We start from the raw sequence: 17577 nt of genomic DNA on the forward strand, positions 1-17577 counted from the left end.
CTGGCGGGATGCAGCGGATCGCCGTCGTCCCCGGATCGTTCGACCCCGTCACGCTCGGGCACCTCGACGTGATCCGCCGCGCCGCCCGCCTCTACGACGAGCTCGTCGTGCTGGTCGTGCACAACCCCGGCAAGACGCCCATGCTGCCGCTCGAGGAGCGCGTCGCCCTCATCGAGCGCGTGATCCGCGACGCCGGCCTCCCCGCCAGCGTCCGCGTCGACTCGTGGGGCGCCGGCCTCCTCGTCGACTACTGCCGGCAGGTGGGCGCGACCGTGCTCGTGAAGGGCGTCCGCTCGCAGCTCGACGTGACGTACGAGACGCCCATGGCCCTCGTCAACCGCGACCTCGCAGACGTCGAGACCGTGCTGCTGCTGCCGGATCCCGCGCACGCCCACGTCTCCAGCTCGCTCGTGCGCCAGGTCGAGGCGCTCGGCGGAGACGTGGCGCCGTACGTGCCGTCGGCCGTGGCGGACGCTCTGGCCGTCCGGCGGGCCGGCTGACGCCCCGTAGGATCTACGGGTGTCCAGGTTCCAGAAGACCCCATTCACGGTCCACGTCCATGACATCGTGCACCGCCCCGGGGAGATGCGCGAGCTCGACCTGACCATCGTCACCCCCGAGCGCATGGGGGAGGGCCTCATCGCCGTCCCCGCGGGTCGCGAGATGCGCGTGCACGTCCGCCTCGAGTCCCTGCACGACGGCATCCTGGTCACCGGCGAGGTCGACACCGTGGCCGACGGCCAGTCCGCGCGCACGCTCGCCGACATGCAGGAGCGTGTCCAAGTCGATTTCGCCGAGCTATTCGCGTATGGTCTTGATGAAGCTTTCGACTACCAGGTCCAGGACGAGCACGTGGACCTGGAGCCGGTCATCCGGGATGCGGTGGTCCTTTCACTGCCGTTCCAGCCCGAAGTGCCGGGCGAGGACCTCGATCTCGATCTGGGTCCCGGCATCAGCCTGGTCCTGGCGGACTCCGACCCGGAACCCGTGATCGATCAGCGCTGGGCAGCCCTGTCCGGCTTCCGAGCTTCCGAAGACAGCGGTGCGGCGCGTGAAGACGCCGACACCGAAACGCAGAGAGATGAGAGTTAGCCATGGCTGTTCCCAAGAGAAAGATGTCCCGATCCAACACGCGCGCGCGTCGCTCGCAGTGGAAGGCCGAGGCTCCCACGCTCGTCAAGACCATCGAGAACGGCAAGGTCGTCTACTCCATGCCGCACCGCGCCCGCGTGGTCGAGGACGCCGCCGGCACCCCCCTGTACATGGAGTACAAGGGCCGCAAGGTCGCCGACGTCTAGTCGCGACCCGCACGGCACGTCGGACATGACCGACACCCAGGGATCCCGCGTCCACGGCGACCGCGACGCGCTCCGGCGCCTCCTCGCCGTGGACGTGAGCCCCGAGCTCCTCGAGCTCGCGCTCACCCACCGCTCGTACGCGTACGAGCACGGCGGCATCCCGCACAACGAGCGCCTCGAGTTCCTCGGCGACTCCATCCTCGGGCAGGCCGTCACGGTCATGCTCTACCTCGAGAACCCCGACCTCGACGAGGGCGAGCTCGCCAAGCGGCGCGCCAGCCTCGTCTCGAGCGTCGCCCTCGCGGAGGTCGCCACTCGCATCGGGCTCGGCGAGCACCTGCTGCTCGGCCGCGGCGAGGAGCTCACGGGCGGCCGCGCCAAGTCGTCGATCCTCGCCGACACGGTCGAGGCCATCATCGGCGCCTCGTACCTCGACGCCGGGGGAGAGGCGGCGACCGGTCTCGTGCTGCGCCTCATCGCGCCGCTCCTCGAGGACCCGGCGCGCTTCGGGGCCGCCATGGATCCGAAGACCGCGCTCCAGGAGAGCGCCGCGCGCCAGGGCCTGCCTGCCCCCGTCTACGACGTGAGCGACAGCGGGCCCGACCACAGCAAGCGCTTCCACGCCGTCGTCACCGTCGGTGACGCCGTCCGCACCACGGGCGAGGGATCCAGCAAGAAGCAGGCCGAGATGACGGCCGCGCTCGAGGCGTGGACGCGCCTCGAGGCGCGCACCACGGCCTGACCCGCGGTGCCCGAGCTCCCCGAGGTCGAGGTCGTCCGCGCCGGCCTGGAGCCCGCGGTCGCCGGCGCGCGCATCACCGGCGTCGAGATCCTCGACGCGCGCTCCCTCAAGCGGCACGATCCGCTCGAGGGCGCGTTCGTCGACCTGCTCGTCGGCCGCGTGATCACGTCCGCCGTCCGCCGCGGCAAGTTCCTGTGGCTGCCGCTCGAGCCCGACGCCGCACGCGACGAGACAGGCCCGCGCGCCCTCGTCACCCACCTCGGCATGAGCGGGCAGGTGCTCCTCCGCGAGCCCGGCTCCGACCCCGACGGGCTGCTGCGGATCCGCATGGGCATCGAGCACCCCGTGCACGGCGAGCTCGTCGTCGCCTTCGTCGACCAGCGGATCTTCGGCTCCATGGCGGTGGACCGCCTCGTGCCGACGCCGGACGGGCGCGCGGGCGGCCGTGGATCCGCCGCCGCGCTCGTTCCGACGCAGGTCGCCCACATCGCGCGCGACCCCCTCGACCCCGCCTTCGACGACGAGCTGCTGCTCGACCGCCTGGCCCGGCGCCGCACGGGCATCAAGCGCGCGCTCCTCGACCAGACGCTCGTGAGCGGCATCGGCAACATCTACGCGGACGAGGCGCTGTGGGCCGCGCGGATCCACTACGCGCACCCGACCGATGCCCTCGGTCGCGGTCGCGCGCTGCGCCTCCTCGCCGAGGTGCGCCAGGTGCTCGCGCGGGCGCTGGCCGAGGGCGGCACGAGCTTCGACGCCCAGTACGTGAACGTCAACGGCGCGTCCGGCTACTTCTCGCACTCGCTCAACGCCTACGGACAGCAGGGGAAGCCGTGCCCGCGCTGCGGCACGCCGATCGTCCGCGAGGCCTTCATGAACCGCGGGTCGCACCTGTGCCCGCGGTGCCAGCAGCTGCCGGATGCGGACGCGGTCGTCTGACCCGACGCCCGGTCAGCGTGCGGCGCCGACCTCCCGCAGCCAGCTCCCGCTCGTGCCGACGTGCCGGAAGCCCAGCGCCTCGTTCACCGCGAGCATCGGCCGGTTCTCGTCGGCGTTCCAGGTGACGACGCGGTCGGCCTCGGGGGCCTCGCGCCCGAGAAGCAGCAGGTTCTCGGCCTTGAGGAGCATGCCGAGGCGATGACCCCGGTGCTCGGACAGCACGAGCGTGTCCTGCTGGTAGGTGTAGGCGTGGCCGTCGGAGCGCCGGCCGCTGGGGGAGACGGCGATCTCCGTGAAGCCCACGAGCCGGCCCGTCCCCACGTGCAGGGCCGCCGTGGTGAGACCCGTGCGGCCCGCCGACGCCCGCCGTGCCTCCGCCTCGCGGATCCGGCCGGCGTCCCATGCGTCCTCCGACTGCGGGAGGTCGCCCTGCGGGGTGTCGGTCGACATGCGCGTGTGCAGCACGGCGAGGTCGTCGAGCAGGTGATCGGGCGTCGCGTCCACCCACGAGACCACGCGGTAGGCGTCGCGGGCGGCACCGCGCGCGTCGGCGAGGTGCCCGGCGAGCGTCGGGGCGGCGGCGACGGTGTCGAGCGAGCTCGTGCGCGCGGTCTGGCCGAGGCGGTAGCCGGCGTCGACGACGAAGCGGGACGAGGGGTCGTCGGATCCGACCGCGCCGATCCCGGTGGGTGAGGGGATGGGGGATCCGTTCGCCTCGGCGCGGTGCATCGTGAAGCCCATGAGCGTCCGGCAGCCCTCGTCGAGGGCGATCCGCTCCACGCGCTCCCGGAGCGCCCGGCCGATCCCGCGGCGCCGGTGCTCGGGCAGCACGGACACCGCCACATCGGAGGTCTCGGGGTCATGCAGCCAGGTCGTGAGGAGCCCGCGGCCGACGATCCGGCCGTCTACGCGCGCGGCGAACAGCCGCTTCCGCACGTGCGCGACGTCGGCGTAGTCGGGGATCAGCTCCTGCGGGAGCCACACGAACGCGTCGTGGCCGAGGTCGTGCGACTGCGCGCGGTTGACGACGTCGGTCAGGGCCACGAAGTCGTCCCAGCCCTCCGCGTCGACCGCCACGGGCGGGCGGATCTCCTCCACGGCGAAGGGGCGGGCGTCGTCGGCGTGCGGCATGGTCGGCTCCCTCGTCGGCGCGCGCCGCCGGGACCGGCCCGCGCCCTCCCACGGTAGCGGCGGCCCGCCGGACGGGTGTCCCGCGCGCGGCGCCCGGCCGCGGCCCGCCGGTCCGGTACCGTGATCGAGACCATCACGCGAGGAGGGCGACGGGCGTGCACCTGAAGAGCCTGACCCTCAAGGGGTTCAAGTCGTTCGCGCAGCCGACCACGTTCCAGTTCGAGACCGGGGTCACCTGCGTCGTCGGGCCGAACGGATCCGGCAAGTCGAACGTCGTCGACGCCCTCGCCTGGGTCATGGGCGAGCAGGGCGCCAAGACCCTCCGCGGCGGCAAGATGGAGGACGTCATCTTCGCGGGTACCTCGACGCGCGGGCCGCTCGGCCGCGCCGAGGTCACGCTCACGATCGACAACGCCGACGGCGCGCTGCCCATCGACTACACCGAGGTCGCGATCCGCCGCACGCTGTTCCGCAACGGAGGCAGCGAGTACGCGATCAACGGCACGTCCTGCCGGCTGCTCGACGTGCAGGAGCTCCTGAGCGACTCCGGCCTCGGCCGCGAGATGCACGTCATCGTCGGCCAGGGCCGCCTCGACAACGTCCTGCGCGCGACGCCCGAGGAGCGGCGCGGCTTCATCGAGGAGGCCGCGGGGATCCTCAAGCACCGCCGTCGCAAGGAGCGCACCCTCCGCAAGCTCGAGGGGATGCAGGCGAACCTCACGCGCCTGAACGACCTGGCGGGGGAGATCCGCCGCCAGCTGAAGCCGCTCGGCCGGCAGGCGGAGGTCGCGCGGCAGGCGCAGACCGTGGCGGCCGTCGTCCGAGACGCCCGCGCGCGGCTGGTGGCCGACGAGGTCGTGACCCTGCGGCGCGCCCTCGCCGAGCACACGCGCACCGAGGAGGAGCGCACGACCGAGCGCATGGTGCTGCAGGAGAAGCTCGACCGCGCGGTGATCCGATCGGAGCGCATCGTCGAGGAGCAGGAGGGCGACGAGGTGGACGGCGCCCGCCGCACGGCCTTCGCGCTCGAGCAGGTGCAGGAGCGGCTGCGCAACCTGCTGTCGCTCGCGCAGCAGCGGCTCGCGCTCCTCGGATCCGCCGACGACGCTCCCGAGACCGCAGCGGGCACGACGCCCGGCCAGGTGCAGGAGTCCCGTGACGAGGCGGCCCGGCTGGTCGCGCTCATCGCCGAGGCGGAGGCGGGCTGGGCGTCCGCGCGTCAGGCGACCGCGGCGGCCCGGCAGGCGCTCGACGCGCTCGACGAGGAGATCCAGGCCCAGAGCGCGCTCGTCTCCCGGCACGACCTCGAGATCGCCGGGCTCACGGGCCGCGCCGAGACCGCGGGATCCCGGCTCGCGGCCGTCCGCGGGGAGGTCCTCCGCCAGCAGAACGCGCTCGACGCGGCGCGCGCCCGGCTGGCCGCAGCGGAGGCCGAGCGGGAGCGCGGCGAGGCGGAGGGCGAGGCCGACGAGCAGGGCGGATCCGAGCTCACCCGCGCCTACGAGGACGCGCAGGCCGACGTCGCCAGCGAGGAGTCCGCCATCGAGGCCGTGCGCGAGGAGCTGCACGCGAAGGAGCGCGAGCGCGACGCCCTGGCCGCGCGCGAGCAGGCCCTGGCGAGCGCGCTCGACCAGCGCGACGGATCCAGCGACCTCGTCGCCGCGGGACTCCCCGGCATCCGCGGCCTCCTCGCCGAGCACGTGCACGTGCAGCCCGGCTACGAGGCCGCCGTCGCCGCCGCGCTCGGCTCGCTCGCCGACGCCGTGCTCGCCGAGACGCACGACGACGCGGTGGCCGCCCTCCGTCGCGCGGTCGACGACGACCTGGGGCGCGTCGAGGTGGTCGTGGCCGGGTCCGCGGACGCGCCGCTCGCCGTGCCGTCATCCGACGGTCCCGTCGCCGCGGCCTCCGTGGTCGACGCGCCGGACGGCGTGCGGCGGATCCTCGCCGACGTCGTGTTCGTCGACGACCTCCCGCAGGCCGTCGTCCTCGCCGACGGACCAGACGGGCCCGCCACGGCGATCACCCGCGCGGGCGAGGTCGTGTCGGCGCACGTGCTGCGCGGCGGATCCGGCGCCACCCGCTCCAAGCTCGAGCTCGTCGCCGCGCGCGAGGCCGCCGCGACGACGCTGACCGACGTCCGCGCCCGCATCGACGACCTGCAGGTGGACCTCGCGGCCGGCCGGGAGCGCCTCCGTGCCGCCCGGGAGCGCGCGTCCACGGCGCTCGGCGGACTGCGCGACGCGGACGCGCGCCTCGCCGCCCACGCCGAGCGCCTCAGCCGCTCCCGCGCGCAGGCCGAGTCCGCCGCCGCGGAGCTCGCCCGCGTGCAGCGCGGCCTCGATCTCGCGAGCGCCTCCGTCGACGAGGCCGTCGCCGCGAACGACGCCGCCCGTCGCGCGCTCGACGAGGCCCGATCCCGCCCGCGGCCCGTGCTCGATGCCAGCGGTCGCGACGCGCTGGTGGCCGAGTGGGAGGCCGCGCGCGAGGCCGAGATCGAGGCGCGCCTGCAGGTCGAGACCGCGCGCGAGCGCGTCCGCGCCGAGCAGGAGCGCACGGTCGCGCTCGAGCGCCGCCTCGCCGCGGAGCGCGCCGCCGCCGAGGAGGCCGCGCGCCGCCAGGTGATCCGCCGCCGTCAGATCGCGCGGGCCGCATCCGTCGCCGAGGCCCTGCCCGCCGTGGTGCGCGCCGCCGACCGCAGCACCGCCGAGGCGCGTCTCGTGCTCGCTCGCGCCGAGGAGGCGAGGGCCGGCCGCAACGCCGAGCTGGTCGCGCTCCGCCGGGAGGAGGCCGAGCTGCGCACGCGCCTGCACGGCATCACCGAGGACGTCCACGGCCTCGAGCTCCAGATCTACGAGAAGCGCCTGCAGGTCTCCCAGCTCCTCGAGCGCGCCGCGAGCGAGCTGGGGCTGGGGGAGGAGGTGCTGGTCGCCGAGTACGGGCCCGACGTGCCCGTCCCCGAGGAGGCGCCGCTGCCGCCGCGGCAGCGTCCGCGCGCGCCGGCGGATGACGGCGGCGGCGATGCCGAGGCCGATCCCGACGACGCGGCCGCGTCGGCCGAGACGTCTGCCCCGAGCGCGGAGCCGTCCGGGCCGGCAGACGAGGCGGCCGAGATGGACGACGAGGACGACGCCGCGGGTCCCGTCCCCACCCGCCCCTTCGACCGCGAGGAGCAGCGCGCCCGCCTGCAGTCCGCCGAGCGCAAGCTCGCCCAGCTCGGCCGCGTGAACCCGCTCGCCCTCGAGGAGTTCGCCGCGCTCGAGCAGCGCCACCTCTTCCTCACCGAGCAGCTCGCCGACCTCACGGCGACGCGCAAGGACCTGCTCACGATCATCGACGACATCGATCGCACCATGCAGGGCGTGTTCGCGGCCGCGTTCGAGGACACCCGGCAGGCGTTCGACCGCGTCTTCCCGATCCTCTTCCCGGGCGGCACCGGCAGCATCCACCTCACGGATCCCGAGCAGCTGCTCACCACGGGCATCGAGGTGAGCGTGCGCCCCGCGGGCAAGCGCATCGAGCGCCTGTCGCTGCTCTCCGGCGGGGAGCGCTCGCTCGCGGCCGTGGCCCTGCTCATCGCGATCTTCACCGCGAGGCCCAGCCCGTTCTACATCATGGACGAGGTGGAGGCGGCCCTCGACGACGCCAACCTCGGCCGCCTGCTCACTATCCTCGAGCAGCTCCGCGACACCTCGCAGCTCATCGTGATCACCCACCAGAAGCGCACCATGGAGATCGCCGACGCGCTGTACGGCGTCTCGATGCGGCAGGACGGCGTGAGCGCGGTCGTCGGACAGCGCGTCAGCCGCGACGCCCGGCCGGACCCGGCGACCGAGGCCCGCCCCGACGCCGCCGCCGATCCCGCGCCCGAGCCCGCTCGCGAGGAGCAGGCCGCCTCCTGACCCGCGGCTACGCTGGGCACATGGCAGCCCGCACCCCCTGGTCCCTCTCCGGCGCGCTCCGCGGGATGTTCGCGAAGCCGACGATCGACGAGACCACGTGGGACGACCTCGAGACCGCGCTCATCACCGCGGACTTCGGCCCCGACGTCACCGAGGCCACCATCGACGACCTCCGCCAGAAGGTCGAGCGGTACCGCACGACCGATCCGCGCGACCTCCAGCGCATGCTCCGCGAGAGCATCGAGGAGCGCCTGGCGAAGCACGACCCCACGCTGAAGCTCAGCGCGCGCCCGGCGGTGATCCTCGTGGTCGGCGTCAACGGCGTCGGCAAGACCACCACCATCGGCAAGTTCGCCAAGTTCCTCCGCAACTACGGCCGCACGGTCGTGGTGGGCGCCGCCGACACGTTCCGCGCCGCCGCCGTCGACCAGCTCGCCACCTGGGCCGAGCGCGCCGGCGCCGAGATCGTGCGCCCACAGCAGCCCGGCCAGGATCCCGCGAGCGTCGCCTTCCAGACCGTCGAGCACGCCATGCGCACGGGCACCGAGATGGTCATCATCGACACGGCCGGCCGCCTGCACACCAAGGGCGGCCTCATGGACGAGCTGTCGAAGATCCGCCGCGTGGTCGAGAAGCAGTCGCCCATCGCCGAGGTGCTGCTCGTCCTCGACGCGACGACGGGCCAGAACGGGCTCGCGCAGGCACAGGCCTTCATCGAGCACGGCGGCGTCACGGGCCTCGTCATCACGAAGCTCGACGGATCGGCCAAGGGCGGCTTCATCCTCAACGTGCAGGAGCGCACGGGCATCCCCATCAAGCTCATCGGCCAGGGCGAGGGCATCGGCGACCTCACGGGCTTCACCCCGCACGTCTTCGCGCAGAACCTCGTCGGCTGACCGGCCGCCCTGATCGGCTGACCCGGGCCCCGGCTCGGGCGACCTCCGACGCCGGTTAAGCTGGACCCACCATGGCTACCTTCGGAACACTCTCGGACCGCCTCGCCGAGACCTTCAAGAACCTGCGCGGCAAGGGCAAGCTGAGCGCCGCGGACGTCGACGGCACCGTCCGCGAGATCCGCCGCGCGCTGCTCGAGGCCGACGTCGCGCTCGACGTCGTCAAGGCGTTCACCGCGTCCGTCCGCGAGCGCGCCCTCGGCGGCGAGGTCAGCCAGGCGCTGAACCCCGCCCAGCAGGTCGTGCAGATCGTCAACGAGGAGCTCGTCGGGATCCTCGGCGGCCAGCAGCGCCGGATCCAGTTCGCCAAGAGGCCGCCGACCGTCATCATGCTCGCGGGCCTGCAGGGCGCGGGCAAGACGACCCTCGCGGGCAAGCTCGGCAAGTGGCTCGCGAAGGACGGCCACACGCCGATGCTCGTCGCGGCCGACCTCCAGCGCCCCAACGCCGTGCAGCAGCTGCAGGTCGTCGGCGAGCAGGCGGGCGTCCCCGTCTTCGCGCCCGAGCCCGGCAACGGGAAGGGCAACCCGGTGCGCGTCGCCAAGGACGCGATGAAGCACGCGGTCGACAAGCAGTACAGCGTCGTCATCATCGACACGGCCGGCCGTCTCGGCGTCGACCAGGAGCTGATGAAGCAGGCTTCCGACATCCGCAAGGCCACCGATCCCGACGAGGTCCTCTTCGTCATCGACGCCATGATCGGGCAGGACGCGGTCGCGACCGCGAAGGCGTTCCAGGACGGCGTCGACTTCACGGGCGTCGTGCTCTCCAAGCTCGACGGCGACGCGCGCGGAGGAGCGGCCCTCTCGGTCGCCTCCGTCACCGGCCGCCCGATCATGTTCGCGTCCACGGGCGAGGGCCTCGACGACTTCGAGCCCTTCCACCCCGACCGCATGGCGAGCCGCATCCTCGACCTCGGCGACATCCTCACCCTCATCGAGCAGGCCCAGCAGGCCTTCGACGAGGAGGAGGCGATGGAGGTCGCCCAGAAGCTCGCGAGCGACACCTTCACGCTCGACGACTTCCTCAAGCAGATGCAGCAGCTGCGCGGCAAGGGCTCCCTCAAGAAGATGATGGGCATGCTCCCCGGCATGGGCGCCATGAAGGAGCAGCTGGAGAACTTCGACGAGAAGGAGATCGTCCGCACCGAGGCGATCATCCAGTCGATGACGAAGGCCGAGCGCCAGAACCCGAAGCTGCTCAACGGCTCCCGCCGGCTCCGCATCGCCCGCGGATCCGGCATGACCGTCACCGACGTCAACGGACTCGTGCAGCGCTTCGAGCAGGCCTCGAAGATGATGCGCACGGTCGCCCGCGGCGGCATGCCGCAGATCCCCGGCATGGGCCCGATGCCCGGCGCGCACTCGAGCCGCAAGCCCGTGCAGCAGAAGAAGAAGGGCTCGAAGTCGGGCAACCCGGCCAAGCGCGCGCAGGAGAACGCGGCGCTCGCATCGGGCCAGCGCATCGGCGGCCCCGCTGCCCCCGCGGGATCCGGCTTCGGCCTGGCCGGCGCGGCGAAGGGCGGCGCGGACGGCGCCCCGAGCGAGGAGGAGCTCGCCTCGCTGCAGAAGTTCCTCGGGCGCTGACCCGACGCACGACCCGCACGTCCCGCGACGGCGTCCTCCCCATCGGAGGGCGCCGTCGCCGCATGCTCGACGCGCGCCCTCCGACGTGCCAGTTTGGGGGCAGCACCGCGGCACCCCGTCGCGATCCGCGCGTCAGGAGCCTCCCGTGTTCGCACCCGCCACCGCGTTCAGCGGCTTCAGCGTCGACGACGTCCCCGCCGCCCTCGCCTTCTACCGCGGCACCCTCGGGCTCGAGGTGGAGGAGGTGCCGGAGATGGGCATGCTGCGGCTCGTGCTCCCCGGATCCGGCGCGCGCGTCCTCGTCTACCCGAAGCCGGGCCACGTGCCCGCGACGTTCACGGTCCTCAACCTCCAGGTCGACGACGTCGACGAGGCGGTCATCGAGCTGAACGCGCGCGGCGTCGAGACGGCGATCTTCGCGGGGATGCCGACGGACGCGCGCGGCATCATGCGCGGCAACGGCCCCGACATCGCCTGGTTCCGGGATCCCGCAGGCAATGTGCTCTCCGTCGTCGCGGCCTGACGCCCGGGTCAGCGGGAGCAGCGCCCGGAGTCCACCGGGGTCGTCGCGCCCGCCTGCTGCAGCACGGGCGCGATCTCGTCGAGCGTCATCGCGTAGCCCGTCTGCGAGTCGACGGTCGAGGTCGCGAACACGAGGCCGACCACGCGGCCCTGAGCGTCGAACAGCGCCCCGCCCGAGTCCCCGGGACGCACCGTGCCGCGCACGGAGTAGACCTCGCGCGTGACCGGCTGCTCGTGCTGGATGTCGGTGCCGAGCGCCTGGACCACCTCGCGGATGCGCGCCCCCGTGGCCTGGTACGGACCGCCGCCGGGGTAGCCGGCCACGACGGCCTCGTCGGAGGCGGCGAGCTGGTCGCCGAGCGCGAGCGGGGATGCCGTGAGGCCGGGCACCGCGAGGATCGCGACGTCGCGCGCCGGGTCGAACACCACGAGGTCCGCCTCGAGCAGCTGCCCGGTGCCGCCCTGCTGCACATAGACCTGGTCGGATCCGGTCACCACGTGCGCGTTCGTGACGACGCGGTCGCCCTGCACGACCCAGCCGCTGCCGGACGACGAGGTGCCGCACGCGGGTGCCGACGAGAGGATCTTCACCACGCTCGAGGCGGAGCGCCGCACGGCGTCGGGCACGTCGGCGTCGGGCGCGGCCGTGTCGGCGATCGCCTCCTCGCCGTTCGCGAAGACGCGCGGGTAGCCCACGTCGTGGAGCGCGTCGTCAAGGGCGGAGAGCGCGGTGCCGCTCGAGATCGGGCTGACCCGGTCGAGCGCCGCGACGATGCGGGACGACGACGCGAGCTGCACCGCGGGGATCACGCCGCTGGAGCCGAGGAAGCCGCCGATGAACCAGACCGAGACCGCCCAGGCCGCGAGCCCCGCGACGGCGCCGATCCCGCGGTCGAGGCCGCGCGCGGCGCCCCGGGGGCGCAGCAGGCGGGTGAGGACGCTGGCGACCTGCGCGAGGATGCCGCTGACGAGCGAGGTCGTGACGAGCATGAGCGCGGCGGCGGCGAGCGTGCGGGTGATCCCGGTGGCGACGCCGAACTGGTCGAGGAACGCCAGGAACGCCGGCGTGATCCACAGAGCGAGAAGCACCCCGAGCACGATGCCGGCGAGCCCGGCGACCGTCACGATCGCTCCGCGGCGCCAGCCGGCGAGGGCCGCGAGCACGGCGACGACGAGGATCACGATGTCGACGGCGGGGCTCACCTGCACAGTCTGCCTCGCGTCACCGGCCCAATCCTGAGCGCAGCTCCTCGACGAGGTGCGTGACCACGGGGGCGAGCGCGCCGCCGTTCTCCTCGGCGACCCGCAGCTGCCGCTGGTAGCTCGCGCCGCTGTCGACGATGTCGAGGATCCCGCGGAGCTCCGCCTCGCAGCCGAGCGCATCCGCGGTGGGGGAGAGGCGCTCCACGAGGGCCCGGGTGTCGTCGCCCACGAGCGCCTCGTCGCCCGCGGCGTCCTGGATGATGATGGCGTCCATCCCGTAGCGGGCCGCGCGCCACTTGTTCTCGCGCACGAACCAGGGCTGCATCCGCGGCAGCTCCTCGCCGCGGTCCAGGGCGGCCGACATGTCGTGCACGAGGCACTGCACGAGCGCCGCGAGCGAGGCGATCTCGCCGAGCGTGGAGACGCCGTCGAACACGCGCGTCTCGAGGGTGCCCCACTTGGGCGCCGGTCGGATGTCCCAGCGCAGCTCGCTGTGGTGGTCGATGACGCCGACGTGCGTCATGTCCCCGACGAGCCGCTCGTAGTCGGCCCAGGTCGTGAGGTCGGGCGGCAGCCCCGCGGTCGGCAGCTGCTGGAACATGAGCGCCCGGTTGGACGCATAACCCGTCTCCTGCCCGGACCAGAACGGGCTCGACGCGCTGAGCGCCTGGAACCGCGGCAGGTGCACGAGCAGCGCGTTGAGGATGGGGAGCGCCTTCGACGCGTCGTCGATCCCGACGTGCACGTGGACGCCCCAGATCATCATCTGGCGCCCCCACCACCTGGTGCGGTCGAGCAGCGTCGCGTAGCGCTCGTTGTCCGGCGTGACGTCCTGGTCGGGCCACGCGCTGAAGGGGTGGGTGCCCGCGCACATGAGGTCGATGCCGAGCGGATCCGCGACGTCCACCACCCGCTCGATGAGCCGCGCGAGGTCGTCCACGGCGTGCCCGACGCGGGAGTGCGGCGCGCTGACGACCTCGACCGTGTTGGTGAGGAACTCCCCGGTCACGTGCGGGTGGGCGTCGTCGTGGGGGAAGGAGCGGAGGATCTCCGGGGCGACGCCCGCGAGCTCCCCGGAGCCGCGGTCGACGCACGCGAGCTCCCACTCGATCCCGACGCGGGACGGCGGCTGGTGGGCGAAGTCGATCTGCATGCGGGTCCTGCCGTCCACGGGGTCTCGGGGCGCATGCGCCGGGTGTCGTCCGATCATGCCACGCACCCCACGGGGCGACCCGGCGATGACGCCGTGCGGCGCGCCGACCGCGGGGGTCCCGGCCGGCCGCCGCGTCTGCCATAATGATCTGTCGAGTCCGCGATCGTCCGACCCTCTAATCAGGCGCCGCGAGACCCCATCGAACCAATGCCGAGTGTGCCCCCACGCTCACGGCCGTCAGTTCACCCCACACGAAAGAAATTCAGGAGAATTGTGGCTGTCAAGATCCGTCTGAAGCGCCTGGGCAAGATCCGCGCGCCGTACTACCGCATCGTCGTCGCCGACTCGCGCACCAAGCGCGACGGCCGCGTCATCGAGGAGATCGGCAAGTACCACCCCACCGAGGAGCCCTCGTTCATCGAGGTCCAGTCGGAGCGGGCGCAGTACTGGCTCTCCGTGGGCGCCCAGCCCACCGAGCAGGTCGAGGCACTCCTCAAGCTCACTGGCGACTGGGGTCGCTTCAAGGGCGACAAGGACGCCGTCTCCACCGTCCGCACCCGCGAGGCGAAGCCCGCCTACGTCGCGGACGAGAAGAAGAAGCCGGTCCTCAAGCCGAAGACCGAGAAGGCCGCACCCGCGCCCGAGGCCGCAGCGCCCGAGGCCGAGTCGACCGAGGAGCAGGCCTAGCCCATGCTCGCTCCCGCGCTCGCTCATCTGGTCAAGGGCATCGTCGAGCACCCGGACGACGTCTCTGTGACGAGCAAGGGATCCCCCCGCGGCGAGGTCCTCGAGGTGCGCGTGCACCCCGAGGACCTCGGCCGGGTCATCGGCCGAGCGGGTCGCACCGCGAAGGCCCTCCGGACGCTCGTCTCGGCTCTCGCCGACGGCCAGCGCGTCCGCGTCGATGTGGTGGACACCGATTCCTGAGGACATCGTCCGTGACCCCGCGGCGTTCCGCGTGGGCCGGCTGACCAAGGCGCACGGGCTCAAGGGAGCCGTCAAGCTCGAGCTGTTCACGGACGATCCCGACAAGCGGTTCGTCCCGGGCGCCGAGTTCTCGCTCCAGGTGCCCGAGTCATCGCCGTGGCACGGACGCACTCTCACGCTCACCGAGCTCCGCTGGTACAACAGCCACCCCGTCGGGTTCTTCGAGGGCGTCGCCGACCGCACCGCCGCCGAGTCGCTCGCCAAAGCCATCCTCTGGATGACGCCGCCGGCCGACGAGGCAGCCGAGCCCGACGCCTGGTACGACCACCAGCTCGTGGGCCTCAGGGTCCTCCGCGACGGCGTCGAGGTCGGCACCGTCTCCCTCGTCGACCACTTCCCGGCGCAGGACCTGCTGCACGTCGACACGCCCTCCGGCACCGTGCTCGTCCCGTTCGTGCAGGCCATCGTCCCGTCGGTCGACGTGGACGCCGGCACGCTCGTCGTCACGCCCCCGCTCGGCCTCTTCGAGGAGATCCCGGACGAGACGCCGACAGCCGAGCCGACCCCGGCCGAGGCCGCGGAGCCCGCGCCCGAGGCCGACGACGCCCGCTGACATGCGGATCGACATCGTCTCGATCTTCCCCGAGTTCTTCGGGGTGCTCGACATCTCCCTGCTCGGTCGCGCCCGCCAGTCCGGCCTCATCGACCTCCGCCTGCACGACCTGCGCGCCTTCACGCACGACCGGCACCGCACGGTCGACGACACCCCGTACGGCGGAGGCGCCGGCATGGTCATGCGGCCGGAGCCCTGGGGCGAGGCCATGGACGAGGTGCTCGCCGACGACGCGGATCCCGTCGTCATCTTCCCGTCGCCCGCCGGCGAGGTCTTCACGCAGGCCATGGCGCAGGAGCTCTCCGCCGAACCGCATCTCGCGTTCGGCTGCGGCCGCTACGAGGGCATCGACCAGCGCGTCGTCGATCACACCGCGACCCGTGCACGGGTCCGCCTGGTCAGCCTCGGCGACTACGTGCTCAACGGCGGCGAGGTCGCGGTCATGGCGATGATCGAGGCGATCGGCCGCCTCGTCCCCGGCGTCGTCGGGAACCCCGCCAGCCTCGTCGAGGAGAGCCACTCCGACGGCCTGCTCGAGCACCCGAGCTACACGAAGCCCCCCGAGTGGCGCGGACTGGCTGTCCCCGACGTGCTGCGCAGCGGCAACCACGGCGCGATCGCGGCGTGGCGACGCGAGCAGCAGCTCGAGCGCACCCGCCGCGTCCGCCCGGACCTGCTGCCCGAGTGAGCCGCCTCCTGGCCGGGCGCTAGGAGCGCGCGGTGAGGACCAGCGGTCCGTCCTCCGTGATGGCGACGGTGTGCTCCATGTGCGCTCCACGAGAGCCGTCGGCGCTCCGGAGGGTCCAGCCGTCCCTGTCCGTGAAGATCTCGTCGGTGCTCTGCAGGAACCACGGCTCGATGGCGATCACCAGGCCGGGTCGCAGCGGCACGCCGCGGTTCGGGCGGCCCTGGTTGGCGATGTGCGGGTCGCCGTGCATGGTGCGCCCGACGCCGTGCCCGCCGAAGTCGGTGTTGACCGAGTAGCCGGCCTCCGTCGCGACGGCGCCGATGGCGGCCGAGATGTCGCCCGTGCGCCCGCCGGGCTGGGCCGCGCGGATCCCCGCCTCGAGGGCGGCCGTCGTCACCTCGATGAGGCGGACGTCCTCCTCGCGCGGCGTGCCCACGATGACGCTGACGGCGGAGTCGCTGACCCAGCCGTCGACGGACGCCGCGAAGTCGAGGCTCAGGAGGTCGCCGTCCTGCAGCCGGTAGTCGTGGGGGAGCCCGTGCAGGACGCCGTCGTTGACCGACGTGCACAGCACCTTGCCGAAGGGCATGGCGCCGAAGGACGGGTGGTAGTCGATGTAGCAGGACTCCGCGCCGCGCGCGCGGATCATCCGGTGCGCCTCGCGGTCGAGGTCGAGGAGGTTCACGCCGACGTCGGCCTTCGCGGCGAGGGCCGTGAGCACGGAGGCCACGAACTCCCCGGCAGGTCGCATCTGGTCCATCTCGGCGGGGGTTCGCAGTTCCATCACGCGAAGGATCCTACGGGAGCCGGGCCGCGGCCCTCCCGGGGCGCCCAGGATCCGCTCGTAGCATGAGGCCATGCAGCAGTCCCCGGCCCTCGGCCTCCGTCGCGCGCTCTACCGCTGGCAGTTCGCGGCCGTCGTCGTGCTCCCCGCCTGGCTCCTCGTGGGCTGGGCGGCCTTCGGGTCCGGTGGATGGGAGCTCCTCTTCGTGATGCTCGCGGCCGGCGCGCTCGGGATCGCGCTCCTCGCGGCCCTCGGCATCGTGCTCGCCCGTCGGTCCGTCCGCACCGCCCGGGCCGTGTCCCCGACGGACGGGGTCGCCATGGGCGTGCTGACCCTCGCGGTCGTCGGCACCGGCACCTACTCCGTCGTCAGCACCTGGTGCGCGGTCGTCGCGGTCCTGGCCGTCGTCGCGCTCGTCGCCCTGGCCGTCCGGCAGCTGCTCGCGGAGACGCGGCAGCGCATGCAGGAGGTCATCGCGGTCATCGAGCGGGACGCGCAGCCGCGACCGCCCGAGTGGAAGGCCGCGGAGGGCCCCGACGCCGGGCGCACCATCCGATTGGACTGATCCGTCGCGCGCGGACCCCGCGCTTTGCGCTCGACGCGCCCGAGGTGACACAATGGGCGATCGTGCCTGCCGTCGACCCTGCCACGGGGGAGTCGGCCACTCATGCGGGCCGTTCCCCTTCCAGACATTGATGCGCAGTCGACCCGTGGCGGTTGCAGAGAGCGGTACACCATGCACATCCTCGATTCCGTCGACAAGGCGTCGCTGCGGTCGGACATCCCCGACTTCCGCGCCGGCGACACGGTCAAGGTCCACGTCAACATCGTCGAGGGCAGCCGCTCGCGCATCCAGGTGTTCCAGGGCATCGTCATCGGTCGTCAGGGCGAGGGCGTCCGCGAGACGTTCTGCGTCCGCAAGGTCAGCTTCCAGGTCGGCGTCGAGCGCACCTTCCCGGTGCACTCCCCGGTCATCGACCACATCGAGGTCGTGACGCGCGGCGACGTGCGCCGCGCGAAGCTGTACTTCCTCCGCGACCTGCGCGGCAAGAAGGCGAAGATCAAGGAGAAGCGCTCCTAGCGCATCCCCACCTGTCATCCCACTGAGCTCCCGGCGCATATGCTTGCCGGGAGCT

19 protein-coding genes are annotated in these 17577 nt (G+C 73.0%); 15 read left to right on the forward strand and 4 right to left on the reverse strand.

All coding sequences use genetic code 11. The annotated features are described in order from the left end of the window. The first annotated feature begins 8 nt into the window (after positions 1–8). The 5 genes from coaD to mutM are packed head-to-tail and all read left to right on the forward strand — an operon-like array spanning position 9 to position 2979. Positions 9–500, forward strand: coding sequence for a pantetheine-phosphate adenylyltransferase (coaD, locus tag NL142_RS07170; RefSeq protein WP_435081491.1), 492 nt, complete (start codon positions 9–11; stop codon positions 498–500). Between the two features lie 19 nt (positions 501–519). Then, positions 520–1092, forward strand: a complete 573-nt coding sequence (locus tag NL142_RS07175) for a YceD family protein (protein ID WP_086505522.1) — start codon at positions 520–522, stop codon at positions 1090–1092. Positions 1093–1094: 2 nt separating this feature from the next. Then, positions 1095–1298, forward strand: coding sequence for a 50S ribosomal protein L32 (gene rpmF / locus NL142_RS07180; RefSeq protein WP_012038043.1), 204 nt, complete (start codon positions 1095–1097; stop codon positions 1296–1298). 25 nt (positions 1299–1323) lie between these two features. Further along, positions 1324–2040, forward strand: a complete 717-nt coding sequence (rnc, locus tag NL142_RS07185; protein ID WP_012038044.1) for a ribonuclease III — start codon at positions 1324–1326, stop codon at positions 2038–2040. A 6-nt stretch (positions 2041–2046) separates the two neighbouring features. Beyond that, positions 2047–2979: a bifunctional DNA-formamidopyrimidine glycosylase/DNA-(apurinic or apyrimidinic site) lyase gene (mutM, locus tag NL142_RS07190; protein WP_435081492.1), complete on the forward strand. Its 933-nt coding sequence runs from the start codon at positions 2047–2049 to the stop codon at positions 2977–2979. Positions 2980–2991: 12 nt separating this feature from the next. Here mutM and NL142_RS07195 read toward each other — a convergent pair whose 3' ends face one another. Beyond that, positions 2992–4110, reverse strand: a complete 1119-nt coding sequence (locus NL142_RS07195) for a GNAT family N-acetyltransferase (protein WP_435081493.1) — start codon at positions 4108–4110, stop codon at positions 2992–2994. Between the two features lie 155 nt (positions 4111–4265). Between NL142_RS07195 and NL142_RS07200 the strand changes: the two genes are divergently transcribed. From NL142_RS07200 to NL142_RS07215, 4 genes are all read left to right on the forward strand, one after another. After that, the gene (locus NL142_RS07200; RefSeq protein ID WP_435081494.1) at positions 4266–8012 is read left to right on the forward strand and encodes an AAA family ATPase; all 3747 of its coding nucleotides are present in this window, start codon (positions 4266–4268) and stop codon (positions 8010–8012) included. Between the two features lie 20 nt (positions 8013–8032). Continuing rightward, positions 8033–8908, forward strand: a complete 876-nt coding sequence (gene ftsY, locus NL142_RS07205; RefSeq protein WP_043587307.1) for a signal recognition particle-docking protein FtsY — start codon at positions 8033–8035, stop codon at positions 8906–8908. A 71-nt stretch (positions 8909–8979) separates the two neighbouring features. Next, on the forward strand, positions 8980–10551 hold the full coding sequence (gene ffh, locus NL142_RS07210) for a signal recognition particle protein (protein WP_194682762.1): 1572 nt from the start codon (positions 8980–8982) through the stop codon (positions 10549–10551). A gap of 145 nt (positions 10552–10696) precedes the next feature. Then, positions 10697–11074 carry a VOC family protein gene (locus NL142_RS07215; RefSeq protein ID WP_435081495.1) on the forward strand — a complete coding sequence of 126 codons (378 nt, stop codon included), beginning with the start codon at positions 10697–10699 and terminating at the stop codon, positions 11072–11074. A gap of 8 nt (positions 11075–11082) precedes the next feature. Here NL142_RS07215 and NL142_RS07220 read toward each other — a convergent pair whose 3' ends face one another. Together NL142_RS07220 and NL142_RS07225 are read right to left on the reverse strand one after the other, a co-directional pair. After that, positions 11083–12276: a MarP family serine protease gene (locus NL142_RS07220; RefSeq protein ID WP_435081496.1), complete on the reverse strand. Its 1194-nt coding sequence runs from the start codon at positions 12274–12276 to the stop codon at positions 11083–11085. A 19-nt stretch (positions 12277–12295) separates the two neighbouring features. Next, positions 12296–13429, reverse strand: a complete 1134-nt coding sequence (locus tag NL142_RS07225) for a glutamate--cysteine ligase (protein WP_435081498.1) — start codon at positions 13427–13429, stop codon at positions 12296–12298. Positions 13430–13702: 273 nt separating this feature from the next. Here NL142_RS07225 and rpsP point away from each other — a divergent pair, with 273 nt between their 5' ends. Genes rpsP through trmD form a run of 4 tightly spaced genes read left to right on the forward strand, consistent with a single transcriptional unit; the run spans position 13703 to position 15657 of the window. Beyond that, positions 13703–14116: a 30S ribosomal protein S16 gene (rpsP, locus tag NL142_RS07230; RefSeq protein ID WP_015490055.1), complete on the forward strand. Its 414-nt coding sequence runs from the start codon at positions 13703–13705 to the stop codon at positions 14114–14116. Positions 14117–14119: 3 nt separating this feature from the next. Continuing rightward, entirely contained in the window at positions 14120–14356 is a 237-nt protein-coding gene (locus tag NL142_RS07235) for an RNA-binding protein (RefSeq protein ID WP_012038054.1), read from the forward strand. Further along, the gene (rimM, locus tag NL142_RS07240; protein WP_194682758.1) at positions 14334–14969 is read left to right on the forward strand and encodes a ribosome maturation factor RimM; all 636 of its coding nucleotides are present in this window, start codon (positions 14334–14336) and stop codon (positions 14967–14969) included. The genes NL142_RS07235 and rimM overlap by 23 nt, the downstream gene beginning before the upstream one ends. Position 14970: 1 nt before the next feature. After that, positions 14971–15657, forward strand: a complete 687-nt coding sequence (gene trmD, locus NL142_RS07245; RefSeq protein WP_435081499.1) for a tRNA (guanosine(37)-N1)-methyltransferase TrmD — start codon at positions 14971–14973, stop codon at positions 15655–15657. A 19-nt stretch (positions 15658–15676) separates the two neighbouring features. On the opposite strand, the gene map is transcribed toward trmD, so the two are convergent. Then, positions 15677–16444, reverse strand: a complete 768-nt coding sequence (map, locus tag NL142_RS07250; RefSeq protein ID WP_435081500.1) for a type I methionyl aminopeptidase — start codon at positions 16442–16444, stop codon at positions 15677–15679. 70 nt (positions 16445–16514) lie between these two features. Between map and NL142_RS07255 the strand changes: the two genes are divergently transcribed. Next, positions 16515–17006 carry a hypothetical protein gene (locus NL142_RS07255; RefSeq protein ID WP_435081501.1) on the forward strand — a complete coding sequence of 164 codons (492 nt, stop codon included), beginning with the start codon at positions 16515–16517 and terminating at the stop codon, positions 17004–17006. A gap of 171 nt (positions 17007–17177) precedes the next feature. Continuing rightward, entirely contained in the window at positions 17178–17522 is a 345-nt protein-coding gene (gene rplS / locus NL142_RS07260) for a 50S ribosomal protein L19 (protein WP_012298189.1), read from the forward strand. The last annotated feature ends 55 nt before the right edge of the window (positions 17523–17577 follow it).

This window comes from Clavibacter quasicaliforniensis, from assembly GCF_051201715.1.
GTDB lineage: Bacteria > Actinomycetota > Actinomycetes > Actinomycetales > Microbacteriaceae > Clavibacter > Clavibacter seminis.